General features: G+C 70.9%; 18 protein-coding genes. 6 read left to right on the forward strand and 12 right to left on the reverse strand.

Annotation, left to right across the window (positions count from 1 at the left end; translation table 11 throughout):
- Positions 1-86: 86 nt before the first annotated feature.
- From ACFYNU_RS11390 to mshD, 4 genes are all read right to left on the reverse strand, one after another.
- A complete protein-coding gene (locus ACFYNU_RS11390) occupies positions 87-1,043 on the reverse strand; it encodes an ABC transporter permease (protein WP_356596394.1) in 957 nt (318 codons plus the stop codon).
- Positions 1,040-1,948 (reverse strand): ABC transporter ATP-binding protein, encoded by a 909-nt coding sequence (locus ACFYNU_RS11395; RefSeq protein ID WP_356596392.1) that lies wholly within the window; start codon positions 1,946-1,948, stop codon positions 1,040-1,042. The genes ACFYNU_RS11390 and ACFYNU_RS11395 overlap by 4 nt, the downstream gene beginning before the upstream one ends.
- Positions 1,948-2,430: a GntR family transcriptional regulator gene (locus tag ACFYNU_RS11400; RefSeq protein WP_356596390.1), complete on the reverse strand. Its 483-nt coding sequence runs from the start codon at positions 2,428-2,430 to the stop codon at positions 1,948-1,950. Before ACFYNU_RS11400 ends, ACFYNU_RS11395 begins: the two co-directional genes overlap by 1 nt.
- 97 nt (positions 2,431-2,527) lie before the next feature.
- A complete protein-coding gene (gene mshD, locus ACFYNU_RS11405) occupies positions 2,528-3,448 on the reverse strand; it encodes a mycothiol synthase (RefSeq protein ID WP_356596388.1) in 921 nt (306 codons plus the stop codon).
- Positions 3,449-3,652: 204 nt separating this feature from the next.
- Here mshD and ACFYNU_RS11410 point away from each other — a divergent pair, with 204 nt between their 5' ends.
- Positions 3,653-5,491: a bifunctional metallophosphatase/5'-nucleotidase gene (locus ACFYNU_RS11410; protein WP_356596386.1), complete on the forward strand. Its 1,839-nt coding sequence runs from the start codon at positions 3,653-3,655 to the stop codon at positions 5,489-5,491.
- A gap of 62 nt (positions 5,492-5,553) precedes the next feature.
- Here ACFYNU_RS11410 and map read toward each other — a convergent pair whose 3' ends face one another.
- Both map and ACFYNU_RS11420 read right to left on the reverse strand, forming a co-directional pair.
- A complete protein-coding gene (gene map / locus ACFYNU_RS11415) occupies positions 5,554-6,336 on the reverse strand; it encodes a type I methionyl aminopeptidase (protein ID WP_356596384.1) in 783 nt (260 codons plus the stop codon).
- 127 nt (positions 6,337-6,463) lie between these two features.
- Positions 6,464-7,402 (reverse strand): oxidoreductase, encoded by a 939-nt coding sequence (locus ACFYNU_RS11420; protein WP_356596382.1) that lies wholly within the window; start codon positions 7,400-7,402, stop codon positions 6,464-6,466.
- Between the two features lie 61 nt (positions 7,403-7,463).
- On the opposite strand from ACFYNU_RS11420, the gene ACFYNU_RS11425 reads away from it, so the two are divergent.
- The gene (locus ACFYNU_RS11425) at positions 7,464-8,138 is read left to right on the forward strand and encodes a TetR family transcriptional regulator (protein ID WP_388765904.1); all 675 of its coding nucleotides are present in this window, start codon (positions 7,464-7,466) and stop codon (positions 8,136-8,138) included.
- 43 nt (positions 8,139-8,181) lie between these two features.
- Here the strand turns inward: ACFYNU_RS11425 and ACFYNU_RS11430 are convergent, their stop codons facing one another.
- Positions 8,182-8,757 carry a helix-turn-helix domain-containing protein gene (locus ACFYNU_RS11430; protein WP_356596378.1) on the reverse strand — a complete coding sequence of 192 codons (576 nt, stop codon included), beginning with the start codon at positions 8,755-8,757 and terminating at the stop codon, positions 8,182-8,184.
- A gap of 69 nt (positions 8,758-8,826) precedes the next feature.
- Between ACFYNU_RS11430 and ACFYNU_RS11435 the strand changes: the two genes are divergently transcribed.
- Positions 8,827-9,720 carry an NADP-dependent oxidoreductase gene (locus ACFYNU_RS11435; RefSeq protein WP_356596376.1) on the forward strand — a complete coding sequence of 298 codons (894 nt, stop codon included), beginning with the start codon at positions 8,827-8,829 and terminating at the stop codon, positions 9,718-9,720.
- A gap of 6 nt (positions 9,721-9,726) precedes the next feature.
- Here the strand turns inward: ACFYNU_RS11435 and ACFYNU_RS11440 are convergent, their stop codons facing one another.
- Both ACFYNU_RS11440 and ACFYNU_RS11445 read right to left on the reverse strand, forming a co-directional pair.
- On the reverse strand, positions 9,727-10,596 hold the full coding sequence (locus tag ACFYNU_RS11440; RefSeq protein ID WP_356596374.1) for a DUF4097 family beta strand repeat-containing protein: 870 nt from the start codon (positions 10,594-10,596) through the stop codon (positions 9,727-9,729).
- A gap of 68 nt (positions 10,597-10,664) precedes the next feature.
- Entirely contained in the window at positions 10,665-11,219 is a 555-nt protein-coding gene (locus tag ACFYNU_RS11445; protein ID WP_356596372.1) for a hypothetical protein, read from the reverse strand.
- Positions 11,220-11,371: 152 nt separating this feature from the next.
- Between ACFYNU_RS11445 and ACFYNU_RS11450 the strand changes: the two genes are divergently transcribed.
- Genes ACFYNU_RS11450 through ACFYNU_RS11460 form a run of 3 tightly spaced genes read left to right on the forward strand, consistent with a single transcriptional unit; the run spans position 11,372 to position 12,473 of the window.
- A complete protein-coding gene (locus ACFYNU_RS11450) occupies positions 11,372-11,737 on the forward strand; it encodes a DUF2089 domain-containing protein (RefSeq protein ID WP_356596370.1) in 366 nt (121 codons plus the stop codon).
- Positions 11,737-12,003: a hypothetical protein gene (locus ACFYNU_RS11455; protein WP_356596368.1), complete on the forward strand. Its 267-nt coding sequence runs from the start codon at positions 11,737-11,739 to the stop codon at positions 12,001-12,003. The genes ACFYNU_RS11450 and ACFYNU_RS11455 overlap by 1 nt, the downstream gene beginning before the upstream one ends.
- Before the next feature lie 38 nt (positions 12,004-12,041).
- A complete protein-coding gene (locus ACFYNU_RS11460) occupies positions 12,042-12,473 on the forward strand; it encodes a hypothetical protein (RefSeq protein ID WP_356596366.1) in 432 nt (143 codons plus the stop codon).
- Positions 12,474-12,516: 43 nt separating this feature from the next.
- Here the strand turns inward: ACFYNU_RS11460 and ACFYNU_RS11465 are convergent, their stop codons facing one another.
- The 3 genes from ACFYNU_RS11465 to ACFYNU_RS11475 form a co-directional block, all read right to left on the reverse strand.
- Positions 12,517-12,900: a DUF4180 domain-containing protein gene (locus tag ACFYNU_RS11465; protein ID WP_356596364.1), complete on the reverse strand. Its 384-nt coding sequence runs from the start codon at positions 12,898-12,900 to the stop codon at positions 12,517-12,519.
- Positions 12,893-13,381, reverse strand: coding sequence for a helix-turn-helix domain-containing protein (locus ACFYNU_RS11470; protein ID WP_356596362.1), 489 nt, complete (start codon positions 13,379-13,381; stop codon positions 12,893-12,895). The genes ACFYNU_RS11465 and ACFYNU_RS11470 overlap by 8 nt, the downstream gene beginning before the upstream one ends.
- A gap of 69 nt (positions 13,382-13,450) precedes the next feature.
- A complete protein-coding gene (locus tag ACFYNU_RS11475) occupies positions 13,451-14,032 on the reverse strand; it encodes a hypothetical protein (RefSeq protein WP_356596360.1) in 582 nt (193 codons plus the stop codon).
- Positions 14,033-14,043 lie beyond the last annotated feature (11 nt).

Consider the following 14,043-nt stretch of genomic DNA (forward strand, 5'->3'; position numbering starts at 1 on the left):
GACGTGCAGGGGAAGCGGGGCGGGGCGGGACGGGCGGGGGCCCGTCCGCTCCCCGGTGGCGGACGGGCCCCTGCGCGCGGCCGGGATCAGCCGTGAAGGCGGCGCAATACCTTGAAAGCGGCGAAGACGCACGCCGCTGCGAGCAGCAGCACGATGCCGGTCTCGACGAGCTGGAGGGGCCAGAAGTGCGAGGTGGGGTGGTAGTCGGCGAAGCCGATGAGATCCGGGGACCTTGAGCCGCACGGCGACTTGGCGTAGCCCATGTCCCAGCACTCTTCGCTGTTCATCCGGCTGCCGTCGGCCAGGATGACGCCGTACTGAACGATCCAGGGCTGGGACGCGTCCGTCAGTGCCGTGCCCATCCCCTTCCCCTCGACGGTGAGGGTCGGCCACAGGTGGGGCCGCATCCAGGCGAAGAACAGCCCGACTCCCGCCGTGGCGACCAGGCCGGCGGCCATCGCCGGCAGGGTGCGCCGCACGAGTACGGCCGCGAGCGCGCCGACGGCGACCGCCAGCAGGACGTAGCCGACGGCGGTCGGCCCCATGGCGGGAAAGGCCTCGCGGTCGTCCCAGGACAGCGGGGAGAGTGTGGAGGCCTCCGGCGCGGTCTGGGTGTAGGACCTGCTCCAGCGGAAGGTGATGACCAGCAGGACGGTGCCGGCGGTGGCGAGCGCGGCGGCGCAGGCGAGTCGGACGGCGAGCCAGCGGGCGGGTGACACCGACTGGGTCCAGGCGAGCCGGTAGGTGCCCGATGCCAGTTCGCGGGCGATCAGCGGCCCGGCGGTGAAGGCGGCGACGAGGAGCGGCAGCAGGATGGTCGTGCCCGCGACGTAGTTCTCCGCCCAGCGGAACCAGCCGGCCGCGTTCGTGGAGAAGCCGCATCCCTTGCCGCAGCTCGCCATGAATCCCGTCGAGCCGACCCAGACACGGGCCGCGATCCAGCCGCCGACGGCGAGCACCATGAGGAGCAGGGCCGTCCACAGCGCGGGGCGGTGCTGCCGTATCGCGACCCAGGCCGGGCCGTGCGGTGTCAGGGTGCTCATGCCGTCACCGCCACTGGCCGCTCGGTGCTCCGTGCTTCCGCGCTCGGTGTGAGCAGGACGGGCGCGCCGGGGGAGCGCAGGTGGGCGAGCAACAGTTCCTCCAGGGAAGGTTCCACGGTCTGCCAGTCGTGCGCGACCGGTCCGTCGGGGCGGATCAGGGCGGTGAGCCCGCGGCCGGTGGTGCGGGACTCCACGACCGTGTGCGGTGCCAGGTCGCGTACGGGGCCGGTGATCAGCCGGTGCGCGCCCAGCAGGTCCTCGGTCTCGCCGCCGAGGCGGATCCGGCCGTCGTCGACGAGCAGCAGGTAGTCGCAGGTGCCTTCCAGCTCGCTGAGGATGTGCGACGAGATCACGACGGTGGTGCCGTGCGCGGCGGCCTCGGCCATGAGCGTGCCCATGAGCTGGTGGCGGGCGAGCGGGTCGAGGTCGGCCATCGGCTCGTCCAGCAGCATGAGTTCGGGCCGTTTGCCGAGCGCGAGGGCGAGTGCGACGCGGGTGCGCTGGCCGCCGGAGAGTGTACGGACGCGTACGGCGGGGTCGAGCCGTCCCTCGGCGACGATCCGCTCGGCGGTCCCGGCGTCCCAGCGGCCGGGGTTCAGCTCGCGCCCCATCCGCAGGGTGTCGCGGATCGTGAACTGCCGGTACAGGGGCTTGTCCTGGGCGACGTACGCGAGGCGTTCGCGGGCGTCGGCCGGGCGTTCGCCGAGGACCCGGATGGCGCCCTCGGTGGCCGGGAGCACTCCCGCCGCCTGGGCGAGCAGGGTGGACTTGCCGGCGCCGTTGGGGCCGACGAGGGCGCAGACGCGGCCCTCCGGGACCCGGAAGGAACACTCGCGCAGAGCCCAGCCGCGCCGTTTCCGGTAGCGCTTGCCGAGGCCGGTGGCCTCGATCGCCGCCGCTGTCATCAGTGTTCCCCCTTGGTGGTGCCGGTCGTGGTGCCTGTCGTGGTGCCCGTGGTGATGCCGGTCGTGGTGCCGGAGGTGGTGCCGGTCGCGGTGTTCGTCGTGAAGTGCTCCGCGAGGACGGATTCGAAGAGGGCGGTCAGGTCGTCCCTCTCCAGCCCGCCGTCCCGGGCCCGTTCGGTCAACGTGGCGAGTTCGGCGCGGAGTTCGGCCCGCAGCGGGCTGTCGGCGGCGCCGCCGCCGAGCGTGCCGCGTACGAAGGTCCCCAGCCCGCGGCGGCCCTCGGCGAGCCCTTCGCGCTCCAGTTCGCGGTAGGCCTTGAGCACGGTGTTGGGGTTGATGGCGGTGGCCTCCACGACCTCGCGGGCCGTGGGCAGTTGGTCGCCGGGCTCCAGCAGGCCGAGCCGCAGGGCCTGTTTGGTCTGCTGGACGATCTGGAGATAGGTGGCGACCCCGCTGCGCCGGTCGATGCGGAATTCGATCACCCGCAAGCACCCTTTCGCTAGGGAAGTAGTGAAAGCATGGGACGGAGAAGGGGCGGTGTCAACTCCACCGCCCCTCGCCCTACTTGACCAGGCTCTTCTACGACTCCGTGCGGTACATCAGATCCACCTCGTGCGTCGCGAAGCCCAGCCGCTCGTACACCGTCACGGCCGCCGTGTTGTCCGCGTCGACGTAGAGCATCGCGGTCGGCAGGCCCTGCGCCGCCAGATGCCGGAGCCCGATCGCGGTCAGCGCCTTGCCGAGCCCGCCGCCCTGCGCGTCGGGGCTGATGCCGACGACGTACACCTCACCGAGGTGTTCGGCGGCGTGCACCTTGGTCCAGTGGAAGCCGATGAGCCGGCCGTCCCGCTCGGCGAGGAAGAAGCCCTTCGGGTCGAACCACGGCTCGGCCTCGCGGTCGGCCAGATCCCGCTCGGTGAGCCCGCCCTGCTCGGGGTGGTGGGCGAAGGCGGCGGCGTTGACGGCGAGCCAGGCCGCCTCGTCCTGACCGGGTACGAAGGTACGGACGGTGACACCGTCGGGCAGGACCGGCTCGGCGATGTCCAGCGGCTCCAACGGCCGCCGCAGCTGCCGCAGTTCACGGAACATGGTCAGCCCCAGCACCTGTGCCAGATGCCGGGCGGCCGACTTGCCGCCGTGCGCCCACACCCGCAGCCGCTTCCCCGACGCGGCGAGCAACGCGGCCCCGAGCGCCCGGCCGTGCCCGCGCCCCCGGTGCGAGGGATGCACGACCAGCTCGGCGGCCGGCGCCTCCACAGGGTCGGTGTCCTCCAGCTGGGCGTAGCCCATCAGTTCCCCGCCGACGGTCAGCAGGAAATGCCGCACCCCGGCCCTCGGCCCGCCGCGCAACTGCAACCGCCCCTGCTCGGACACGGCCTGCACACCGTCGGACGCGGCGGCGGCGTCGAGCAGTTCGAGGACGGTCCGTGCCTGCTCGGGGGTGATCTCGTCAAGGGTCTCGATCTGCCGACCCGGATCGAGGGCTGCGGTATCAGTCATGCGTCGAGGGTACGGCGCACCCGCGCGTTCCCCCGGTTTCCCGTGCGTTCGGCGACGACCGCCCGTCGACCGCCCGTCGACGGGTATTGGCAACCAGGTCGTAACCCGAACACCCCTGTTGCTCTACGCGCGTGGACTCTAGGCTGCCGCTCGCAGCTCTTCTCCCTCACACGGAACTTAACAGCGGAAGCAACAAGGGGACCGATGTCAGCGACACCGCAGAACAACCGCAAGGCCAGGCGGGTGCTCGCCGCCGTGGCCGGGCTTGCCACATTCGGCGCTCTCGCCGTCGCGGCGCCCTCAGCCGTCGGGGCGCAGGGCAGCGGGAACGGCCATGGTCACGGGCACGGGCACGGGCACGGGCACCCCAAGCCCCGCACCGTGGACGTCCAGCTGCTGTCCTTCAACGACCTGCACGGGAACCTGGAGCCGCCGGCCGGGTCCTCGGGGAATGTGAACGAGATACAGGCCGACGGCACGGTCAAGGCCGTGCCCGCCGGTGGTGTCGAGTACCTGGCCTCCTCGCTGCGCACCGCGCGCAAGGGCAACCCGTACTCCATCACCGCGGCGGCCGGTGACATGGTCGGCGCGAGCCCGCTGCTGTCCGGGCTGTTCCACGACGAGCCCACCGTCGAGGCCCTCAACAAGATCGACCTCGATGTCACGGCCGTGGGCAACCACGAGTTCGACGAGGGGTCCGCCGAGCTGACCCGCCTTCAGAAGGGCGGCTGCCACCCGACGGACGGCTGCTACGAGAAGGGCAAGAAGTTCAAGGGCGCCGACTTCCCCTACCTGGCGGCCAACGCCACGTACGAGAAGTCCGGCAAGCCGGTCCTCAAGCCGTACACCGTCTGGAAGAAGAACGGCGTCAAGGTCGGCTTCATCGGTGTGACCCTGGAGGGCACCCCGAACATCGTCACCGCCGAGGGCGTCAAGGGCCTGAAGTTCCACGACGAGATCGAGACCGTCAACAAGTACGCCAAGGAACTGGACCGCCAGGGCGTCAAGTCGATCGTCGCGCTGATCCACGAGGGCGGGGCCCCGGCCTCCACCTCGTACAACTACGACTGCGACAGCCCCGGCCCCGGTGACGGCATCTCGGGTCCGATCGTGGACATCGCCAAGGGCATCACGCCGAAGGTCGACGCGCTGGTCACGGGCCACACGCACCAGGCGTACGCGTGCACCGTCCCCGACCCGGCGGGCAACGACCGCATGGTCACCTCGGCGGCGTCCTTCGGCAAGGTCTACACGGACACCACGCTCACCTACGACCTGCGGACCAAGGACATCGTCCGTACGAAGGTGCAGTCGGCCAACCACGTCGTCAGCCGTGACCAGGCCAAGGCCAAGGACATGACCGACCTGATCGCCCGCTGGAACAAGACGGCGGCGCCGATCGCGGGTGCCCCGCAGGGCTACATCTCCGCCGACATCAACGGCCGCGGCGCGGCCACGCCCGAGCAGCCGCTGGGCAACGTCATCGCCGACGCGCAGCTCGCGGGCACGTCCGCGGCCGACAAGGGCGGGGCGCAGCTGGCGTTCATGAACCCGGGCGGTATCCGGGCCGACCTCGTGTACGCCGCGTCCGGCGGCGAGGGCGACGGTGTGGTCACGTACGGCGAGGCCTTCACCGTCCAGCCGTTCACCAACATGATGAACGTCGTGGACCTCACCGGCGCGCAGATCGTCACCGCGCTCCAGCAGCAGGTCAGCGGCTCCAACGAGGCGTCCATCAAGATCCTCCAGGTCTCGAAGGGCTTCACCTACACCCTGGACCTGACCAAGACGGGCGCCGCCCGGATCGTCACCGACTCGGTGAAGCTGAACGGTGAGGCGCTGGACCCGGCGAAGACCTACCGCGTCGCGATGAACGAGTTCCTCGGCGGCGGCGGCGACGGCTTCGCGGCGCTGGGCCAGGGCACGAACAAGCTGGTCGGCCCGTCCGACCTGGACCTGTTCAACGCCTACCTCGCGGCGAACTCCACGGCCGACGCGCCGCTGGCGCCGCCGGCGACGGACCGGATCACGGTCGTCAAGTAGTCGCACGCACGAGTACGGCCCAGGGCGGCGGGACGGAGTTCACGTCCCGCCGCCCTTCGGTGTTACGCCCGCGCCTGCGTCGGCAGGGTGAGGATGTCGGCCCCGTCCTCGGTGATGGCGATCGTGTGCTCGGTGTGTGCCGTGCGGCAGCCCGTCGCACTGCGCAGTGTCCAGCCGTCGGCGTCGGTGACGAGGCGGGCGGTGTCCTCCATGACCCACGGCTCCAGCGCCAGCAGCAGCCCGGGGCGCAGTTTGTAACCCCGGCCGGGGCGGCCGGTGTTCGACACATGCGGGTCCTGGTGCATCGTCGATCCGATGCCATGGCCCCCGAACTCGGTGTTGATCGGATATCCCGCCTCGCCGAGGACGGTCCCGATGGCGTGCGAGATGTCGCCGACACGGGCCCCCGGCCCGGCCGCCGCGATCCCCGCGGCCAGCGCGCGCTCGGTCGCGTCGATCATCGCGACGCTCGCGGGCGGCCTCGTGTCGCCCACGAGGAAGCTGATGGCGGCATCCGCGGCGACGCCTCCCCTGGAGACGGCGAGGTCGAGGGTCAGCAGATCGCCGTCGGCGAGCGCGTAGTCGTACGGGCGCCCGTGCAGTACGGCGTCGTTGACGGCGGTGCAGATGTAGTGGGCGAACGGGCCGCGCCCGAAGGACGGTTCGTAGTCCACGTAACAGGACTGCGCCCCCGCTTCGATGATCATGGCCTTCGCCCACCGGTCGATCTCCAGCAGATTGGTGCCGGTCGTGCTGCGGCCCTTCAGCGTCTGGAGGATGTCGGCGACAAGGGCGCCGGTGTCCTTCGCACGGGCCACCAGGGTGGGGTTCAGAATCTCGATCATGGGGCGCCCTTCTCACGTCTGCCGCGGCTCACATCCGCTGCGACCAATAAATATACCGTCCATACTGTACCGGTACGAGAATCGGAAGCCGTGGTCAGGGCGGTCGGCGCTACTGCGAAGACACGGTCTAGACGTTGCTCGGGAAAGAGAAGCGCACCCCGGTGGCCCGCTCCGACAGCTCCCACAGCCTGTTGCCCGTCGCCGCGTCGGCCGCGCCGGGCGCCAGCTTCACCCGCGTCGGTGCCCCTCGTAGCTCCGCCGCGCCGTCCGGCCCGATGAACTCGCCGCCCGCCACACCCGGTTGGGTCGCGGCGTACAGCTGCGGCAGCGCTCCGGCGTCCGCGCTCTGGGCCAGCAGCGGGTTGCCGATACGGCCGAACACCACCCGCCACGGGCCGATCGGCGCGCTCGTCTGGAGGTTGGTCGCGGTGTAGCCGGGGTGTGCGAGCACGCTGCGCACCGGGCTGCCGGCCTCCGTGAGTCGCCGGTGGAGTGCGTGCCCGAAGACGGCGTTGGCGAGCTTCGACTGGTTGTAGAACCCCATGGCCGAGTAGCGGCGTTCACCGGTGATGTCGTCGAACTGGATCCTCGCCTTGCGGTGGTTGACCGAACTCACCGTGACCACGCGCGGGTCGCGCCCAGCGGTCAGCGGGTCGAGCAGCAGCCCGGTGAGCGCGAAGTGGCCGAGGTGGTTGCAGGCGAACTGCGACTCGTGGCCCTGCGGGCTCAGCGAACGGGGCGGCGCCATCAGGCCCGCGTTGTTGACGAGTACGTCCAATCGCGGGTGGTCCCCGCGCAGTTGATGGGCGAAGTCCCGCACCGAGTCCAGGTCGGCCAGGTCGAGACGGCGTACCTCAAGGCGGGCGTCCGGTTGGCCGGCGGTGATCTCGGTCACCGCCCGGTCGCCTTTCGCGGTGTCGCGTACGGCGAGGATCACGCGCCCGCCGCGCCGCGCGAGGGCCCGGGTGGTCGCCAGGCCGAGGCCGCTGTTGGCCCCGGTGACGACGAACACCCGGCCGGTCTGGTCGGGGATCTGGTGGGCGGTCCAGCTCGGTTCCTTTGACATGTGGCATAGGCTGCCGTGTGTGGCATTGGGTGTCAAGATGATACTGAGTGCCATGTGAGGCATGGCGCGTTACGATTGCCGGGTGAGTACCGGATCCGAGAGCGGCAGCCTGGCCGAGCGCAAGCGCCGGCTGGTCGCGAACGAACTGACCGAAGCGGCCCTCCAGTTGCTGGCGCTGAAGGGGTTCGACACCGTCACCGTGGACGAGATCGTGGCGACCGCCGGGGTGTCCAAGCGGACGTTCTTCCGGTATTTCGCGTCCAAGGAGGACGTGGTCGTCCAGTTCCTCGCCGACCTCGGCGCCGGCATCCGCGCCGAGCTGGCGGGCCGCCCCGCCGACGAGCCGCCGTCCGTCGCGCTGCGGCACGCGGTCTGGGTCGCGATGGCCGCGTGCGCCGGTGACCACGCGGATCACACCGACCGGACGCTGCGCGTGGTGCAGTTGATCCTGCGTACGCCCGCCCTGCGCGCACGCTTCCTGGAGCGGCAGGCGCAGTGGCGCGACGACCTGGCGGACGAGCTGGGACGCCGGTCGGGGCTCGATCCCGCGACGGATCTCTATCCGCGACTGGCGGCGGGGATGGCACTCACCGCGTTCGACACGGTGCTGCGACAGTGGAGCGAGAGCGACGGCACACAGGACCCGGGGGCCCTGACGGACCGGGCGTTCGCGGTACTCGCCCCGGCGCTGGACGCCGGGGGGCCAGCCGTCCAGGAAGCTGTCCGGCCGCAGTAGGCCGGCCGCAGCGTGCCGGCCGTAGTAGGCAAGCCTCCACGGCTCAGGGTGCCGTGGACTCCCAGGCCGCGTCGATCATCCGGAAGATCTCGTCCACCGTGGCCCCGGGATCGTCCGCCCGGCGGGCCAGCGCGTACGCGTCGATGGTGAACCGCGCGGTCGCACGGCAGGCCGTCGCGCTCCGGGACAGGTGGGGGTCGGCGGTCAGTGCCGTTGCCAGTGCCTGCGCGTGACGCAGGCTCATCGACTCCTCGTACTCCCGCAGGGCGGGTGATCCCTCGATCAGGTCCCGCAGGGGGCCGCTGCCCTCCGCCGTGCAGTGCCGCACGAGGGCCTGGACCTCGCGGCGCAGCGCCGGGATGAGCGGTTCATCCGGAGCCCGGTCGGTCACCGCCCGGGTGAGGCGCTGCTCGAAGTCCTCGTCGCGCTCGAAGACCAGGGCCTCCTTCGAGGCGAAGTGGGCGAAGACGGTGGTGACGGCCACGTCCGCCTCGGCCGCCACGTCACGGATGCCCACGGCGTCGTACCCGCGCTCCAGGAAGAGGCCCAACGCGGTGTCGGCGATCTTCCGACGGGTCGCGGCCTTCTTGCGTTCGCGGCGTCCGGACGGCTCGGTCATGCCCGGACACTACCAGCTACGAATTCCTAACCGTTGTGAAATCCTAACGGTTATGCCTATCCTCGCCGCATGAAAAAGATCAGTTTCGCCGAGTTCGGTGGTCCCGAGGTCCTGCGACTGGTGGAGGCCGAGGAGCCCCACGCGAGCCCCGGTCGGATACGCATCGCCGTACGGGCCGCGGGCGTGAACCCCGTCGACTGGAGGATCCGGGAGGGCCAGGTCCTGGGAGCCCATCCCGTCGAGCTGCCCGCCGGGGTCGGGCTGGACGCCGCCGGGGTGGTGGACGAGGTCGGCGAGGGCGTCGAAGACGTCCAGGTCGGCGACCGCGTGTTCGGCGAAGGCGCCGACACCTACGCCGAGTTCGCCGTGCTGTCGGCCTGGGCCCGGATGCCCGAGGGCCTGTCCTTCGAGGAGGCGGCCGGGTATCCGTCGGTGGTGGAGACCGCGCTGCGCGTGATCCGTGAGGTCGGCGTACGGCGCGGACAGACGCTGCTGGTCAGCGGCGCGTCCGGTGGTGTCGGGTCGGCGGTGCTCCAGATCGCCCGCGTGCGCGGCATCACGGTGATCGGCACGGCCGGGGCCGCGAACCAGGACTATCTGCGCGGCCTGGGTGCCCTCGCCACGACCTACGACGAGGGCTGGGCCGAACGCGTACGGCATCTGGGCCGGGTCGACGCGGCCCTCGACCTGTCAGGCTCGGGCGTGATCCGCGAACTCGTCGAGCTGACGGGGGACCCGGCCAGGGTCGTCTCCATCGCCGACCTCGGCGCGCCGCGACTGGGCGTCCGGTTCTCCGGCGCGGCCGGAAGCGTGCCGGACGCGCTCGCCGAGGCCGTCGACCTCATCTCCCGGGGCAGGCTCCACATCCCCGTCGAGAAGTCGTACGCGCTCACCGAGGCGGCTGCGGCGCACGCCGACAGCCGCGCGGGCCACGCCCGGGGGCGCCGGGTCCTGGTCGTCTGAACCGCGTCAGGACCGGGCGCGGCGGATGTCGATGTTGCCGTAGCGGGTGTGGGCCCTGACCTCGACGGTGTCCTCCGAGGCGTCCGGGGTGTCGGCGGCGGTGAGGGTGTTGTGCACCTGCCCGAGGCGTGAACTGGCGTCGAGCCAGGCGGCCGTGCCCTCCCGGATGCCGATCTCGATGGAGCCGTAGGCGGTCTCCAACTGGACGGCGCCACGGGCGACATCATCGAGGCGCAGGGCGCCGTGGGCGGTGGTGGCGGTGACAGAGCCCTCGGCGTGCTCGACGAGGATGTCGCCGTTGGAGCCGCTCACCCGCAGATCGGCCATGGCGTCGCGGACGGTCGTGGTGCCGTGCGAGTTCTTCAGGACGGCCAGGCCGTCGACGGTGCCGACGCGCAGGCTGCCGGAGCTGGTGGTGATCTCGGCCGGCCCCTGGACGTGGTCCACGGTGATGCTGCCGTGGGAGGCGATCAGATTCAGCGGCCCGGTGGTGTCGAGCCGGACGTCGCCCGACGAGGTCTTCACGCGGACCTCCCCGAGCCGGCCCGCGCCGTGCACCTGGGCCCAGGAGCCGGTCACCTCCACCCGTGAGCCCGTGGGCAGTTCGACCGTCACGTCGACGGCGCCGGTGCGGCCGACGAGATAGCGCTGTTTGGGTGTTCTGATCGTCAACTGCCCTTTGAGGTAGCGCACTTCGGTCTGCTCGGCGGCCCGTACGTCCGGGGCCTTGTCCGGGTCGCCGGGCCGCACCCCCACGACGGTGTCGAGCCGGTCGGAGGCGACGAACTGGATGCTCCCGGCCTCGATGTGGGTGGTGGCGGTGATCGGTTCGGGGGTGTCGAAGGGAGTGTCGACCGGGGCGTCGAAAGAAGGCATGGCTGTCCCGTCCTCATGGGTCTCGGTGTGTGATGAGTGCGGCGGGCCGCGTCGGCGCGGAAGCGGGGTCAGCGCACCCAGCCCGTGTAGCTCTGTCCGGCGGTGCGGGTGGTGCGGGGCTTCTCCGCCGTACGCGAGGGGGCGCCGCCGCCGCCTTCGACCGCGGCCGACACGGCCCGCACCAGCCACGCGTTGACCGACAGGCCCTCGCGGCTCGCGGCCTCCTCGGCGCGCGCCTTGAGGTGGGCGGGCAGCCGCAGATTGACCCGGGCGGTGCCGCCGGCGTCGTCCCCGTCGGCGGGCGCGGGGGTGGGCGGCCTGAGCGGTTCGGCGGGCCGGCCCGTCTCGTACGCCTCATGGGGCTCGTACGTCTCGTCGTGCGCCGGCCGTGTGACGACGAAGTCCGGGTCGAGTCCGCGCAGTCGTACGTCGACGGAGCCGGGGGCGAGTTCACGGGTGATCTCGTCCATCGCGGCCGAGAGCACGTTGAGCATCGTCAGGCGGGCCGCCGACTCCAGGGGAGCGGTGAGCCGCTCGGCCAGCGCGCGGGCTTCGTCGCCGCCGGTCTCGGCGGCCACCGCGAGTTCGTGGCGGAGGTTGTCGACATACGGCGTGAGGTCCATGACGTCAGAGTAGCACCATTGTGGCGCCAGATGGCGCCAAGCGGTGCCGTTGAAGTGGATATTAAGAAAGTCAATCGAGATGAGTTGACAGCTTAAGAAACTCAACATAGAAATGAATCGCGAGCATGTTGCTGAGAGTGAGGGAGCCACGCGTGGACTGGCAGGAGCTGACGGATCTGACACACGGGCAGCCGTTCGTGGTCGAGCGGGTCCGCCTCGTCGGCAGCGGCATCGCCGTCGAGGGGGAGTTCGAGACACCGCAGCTGGCCCAACTCGCTGTCGAGGACCAGGTGTTCGTCGCCGCGTTCGTACGGTCGCACGGCTCGATCAAGGAGATGGAGCGGATCTTCGGGGTGAGCTACCCGACGGTCAAGTCCCGGCTGAACCGGATCGCCGAGCGCCTCGACTTCGTCGCGACCGACCCCGCGCCCGCCACCGGCGCCGACGTGGTCGAGCGCCTGCGGCGCGGGGAGATCAGCGTCGAGGAGGCGCTGGCCGAGCTGGAGAAGTCCCGGTGATGCCGCAACTGGTGACGGTACGCGGTCACCGTTCCGACGGCCGCCGACTGCGGCTGTACGTCCCCGTCCTGCCGCTGCTGCTGGTGCTGGCACCGCTGCTGCTGCTCGCCGTGCCGGCCGGGCTGATCGCGTGCCTCGCCACCCGGGTGAGCCCGGCGCTCGTACCGGCCGCGCTGCGCGGTGCCGGGCGGCTGCTGTGGGCGCTGCCAGGCACCCGGTTCGAGATGGAACAGGGCCGGACGGCCCTGCTGATAAGCGTCAGATGACTCCGGTGATCCGGATCGGTCAGAGAAGGAGCAGCACGATGAACGAGCAGCGTCGCCAGGTCTTGCAGATGCTGGAGGAGGGCAAGATCACCGCGGACGAGGCCGATCGGCTGATCAGCGCCCTCGAACGGGAGGTGCCCGAGTCGCCGACGGGAGCCGCCTTCCGCCCGAAGTCCCGGCCCAAGTACCTTCGCGTGCTGGTGAGTTCGGAGGACGACGGCAGCGGCGACGGCCCGAGCCGGATCAACATCCAGGTGCCGCTGCAACTGCTGCGCGCCGGGGTCCGTGTCGCGACCCTCATCCCTCCGCAGGCGCTCACCCGGGCCAACGAGGCGATGGCCAGGTCCGGGGTGCCGATCGACCTCGCCGAGCTGAAGCCCCAGCACATCGAGGAGCTGATCGATCAGCTCGACGAGGTCATCGTCGACATGGACGACCCCGGCTCCAAGGTGTCGGTGTTCTGCGAGTGACGGGAGCGGGTGGCCGCCGACCCCGCCCCGCGGCCGGACGGCGCTACTTTCCGGACACGCCCTGGCGGGCGAGCCGCGCCACGAGTTCGTCCAGGTCGGCCACGAACCAGATGTCCCGGCCCCGGTTCGCCTCCCGTACGAGATCGGGCAGGGCGGCGCTGGCCGACAGATGGCGCGAGATGTCCCCGACCACGGCCAGCCGGAGCCGGTAGGTGGAGAACTTCTGGAGTATCTCGCCGGCCACGCCGCTGCTGAGGTCGTAGAAGCTGTCGTCGAACCGTCCGGCCGGGACGGCGACCAGCTCCGCGCCCTCGAAGGCCGCGCCCACCAGATGGTCGAGCGCGTCCTGGACACCGGCGATCGGCGCGCCGTCGGCGTCGCACACGAGCACCTGCACGCCGTGGTGCTCCATGAGCAGATCAGGCACGGTCCGTCTCCCATCCTTCGGTGGGGAGCAGGTCGTTGCCCGGCCCCAGCACGTCGTCGAGCAGAGTCAGTACGGCGGCGGTGTCGGCGGCCCCGCCGAGGATCACGATCTTCAGCCGGGCCCGTTCCTTGTCGTAGACGAGCTGGATCCGCAGCGAGTCCGGTGAGTCCCGTACGGCCTGCACGCTGGCCGTGATCAGGGTGCTCAGCCGGCTCGCCGACTCCGGGCCGACGGAGTCGATCTGCACGATGCTCGACACCTCGACGTGCCGTACGCGCGGAAGGGCGGCGGCGGCCGGTTCGGCGCTGTCCGGGGTGCCGGTCAGCGCCTCGAAGTCCGCGCGGCTGATGCGGTACTGCTTGCCGATCCGGACGGCTTTCAGCCGCCCGTCACGGACATAGTTCCGCACCGTCCGCACATGAAGCCCCAGCCTCTCGGCGACCTCGCCGACCGAGTACAGCTCACGTTCACCGCTCTCCATGCGTACGAATGTTACCTCAACCTTCCCTGTTCGACGCTGAGAGGGGAAAATAGGGAGTGATGTGAGCCGTCAGGGGTGCATAACGGAGGGCTCGAACACCGAGTCGGCTATCTCGGGCGCCGCGAACTGCCGCAGCCAGTCGGCGAATCGGTGCCCGTACTCCGCCGTGGCCGCGTCGATGATCACCTGCGGGTCGTCGGGCGGCGTGAGCCCGAACGTACGCCGCAGCCAGACCAGATACTCGGCGTGGTCGGTGCTGCGCTCCTCGCCGCGCTCCTCGTCGTCGACGGCGTACCACTCGTCGTCCACCGCGAGCAGCCGGAACAGATCCCGCAGCCCCGACGCGATCACATCGAGGTCCCCCTCGTCGCCGAAACGGATGACGGGCAGGGTGGCGAGATCGGCCCGGTCGTCGCACCGCCACAGCGCGTAGAACGAGCCGGAACCGCTGGCCTGGGCGAAGGGAACGAGCCGCGCGAGATGGCCGGGCAGCTCCGGGTCCGACGACCCGGCCATGTCCAGCCAGTGGACGAGGACGAAGTCCGGCTGCCCGTACCCGTACATCTCGAAGCCGTCGGAGAGGGCCGGCCGCCGGTCGTAGAACTCCTTGAGCAGATTCAGCTCGGGGATGGGCGAGTACGTGTCACTCATGGAGGCTCCGC

This window comes from Streptomyces sp. NPDC006643 (assembly GCF_042870175.1).
In the GTDB taxonomy this organism is placed as follows: domain Bacteria; phylum Actinomycetota; class Actinomycetes; order Streptomycetales; family Streptomycetaceae; genus Streptomyces.

Bases quoted from the DNA above. Each gene is read 5' to 3' on its own strand.
- ACFYNU_RS11390 (WP_356596394.1), bottom strand. From the start codon at position 1,043: ATGAGCACCCTGACACCGCACGGCCCGGCCTGGGTCGCGATACGGCAG.
- ACFYNU_RS11395 (WP_356596392.1), bottom strand. From the start codon at position 1,948: ATGACAGCGGCGGCGATCGAGGCCACCGGCCTCGGCAAGCGCTACCGG.
- mshD (WP_356596388.1), bottom strand. From the start codon at position 3,448: ATGACTGATACCGCAGCCCTCGATCCGGGTCGGCAGATCGAGACCCTT.
- ACFYNU_RS11410 (WP_356596386.1), top strand. From the start codon at position 3,653: ATGTCAGCGACACCGCAGAACAACCGCAAGGCCAGGCGGGTGCTCGCC.
- map (WP_356596384.1), bottom strand. From the start codon at position 6,336: ATGATCGAGATTCTGAACCCCACCCTGGTGGCCCGTGCGAAGGACACC.
- ACFYNU_RS11420 (WP_356596382.1), bottom strand. From the start codon at position 7,402: ATGTCAAAGGAACCGAGCTGGACCGCCCACCAGATCCCCGACCAGACC.
- ACFYNU_RS11425 (WP_388765904.1), top strand. From the start codon at position 7,464: ATGGCGCGTTACGATTGCCGGGTGAGTACCGGATCCGAGAGCGGCAGC.
- ACFYNU_RS11430 (WP_356596378.1), bottom strand. From the start codon at position 8,757: ATGACCGAGCCGTCCGGACGCCGCGAACGCAAGAAGGCCGCGACCCGT.
- ACFYNU_RS11435 (WP_356596376.1), top strand. From the start codon at position 8,827: ATGAAAAAGATCAGTTTCGCCGAGTTCGGTGGTCCCGAGGTCCTGCGA.
- ACFYNU_RS11440 (WP_356596374.1), bottom strand. From the start codon at position 10,596: ATGCCTTCTTTCGACGCCCCGGTCGACACTCCCTTCGACACCCCCGAA.
- ACFYNU_RS11445 (WP_356596372.1), bottom strand. From the start codon at position 11,219: ATGGACCTCACGCCGTATGTCGACAACCTCCGCCACGAACTCGCGGTG.
- ACFYNU_RS11455 (WP_356596368.1), top strand. From the start codon at position 11,737: ATGCCGCAACTGGTGACGGTACGCGGTCACCGTTCCGACGGCCGCCGA.
- ACFYNU_RS11460 (WP_356596366.1), top strand. From the start codon at position 12,042: ATGAACGAGCAGCGTCGCCAGGTCTTGCAGATGCTGGAGGAGGGCAAG.
- ACFYNU_RS11470 (WP_356596362.1), bottom strand. From the start codon at position 13,381: ATGGAGAGCGGTGAACGTGAGCTGTACTCGGTCGGCGAGGTCGCCGAG.
- ACFYNU_RS11475 (WP_356596360.1), bottom strand. From the start codon at position 14,032: ATGAGTGACACGTACTCGCCCATCCCCGAGCTGAATCTGCTCAAGGAG.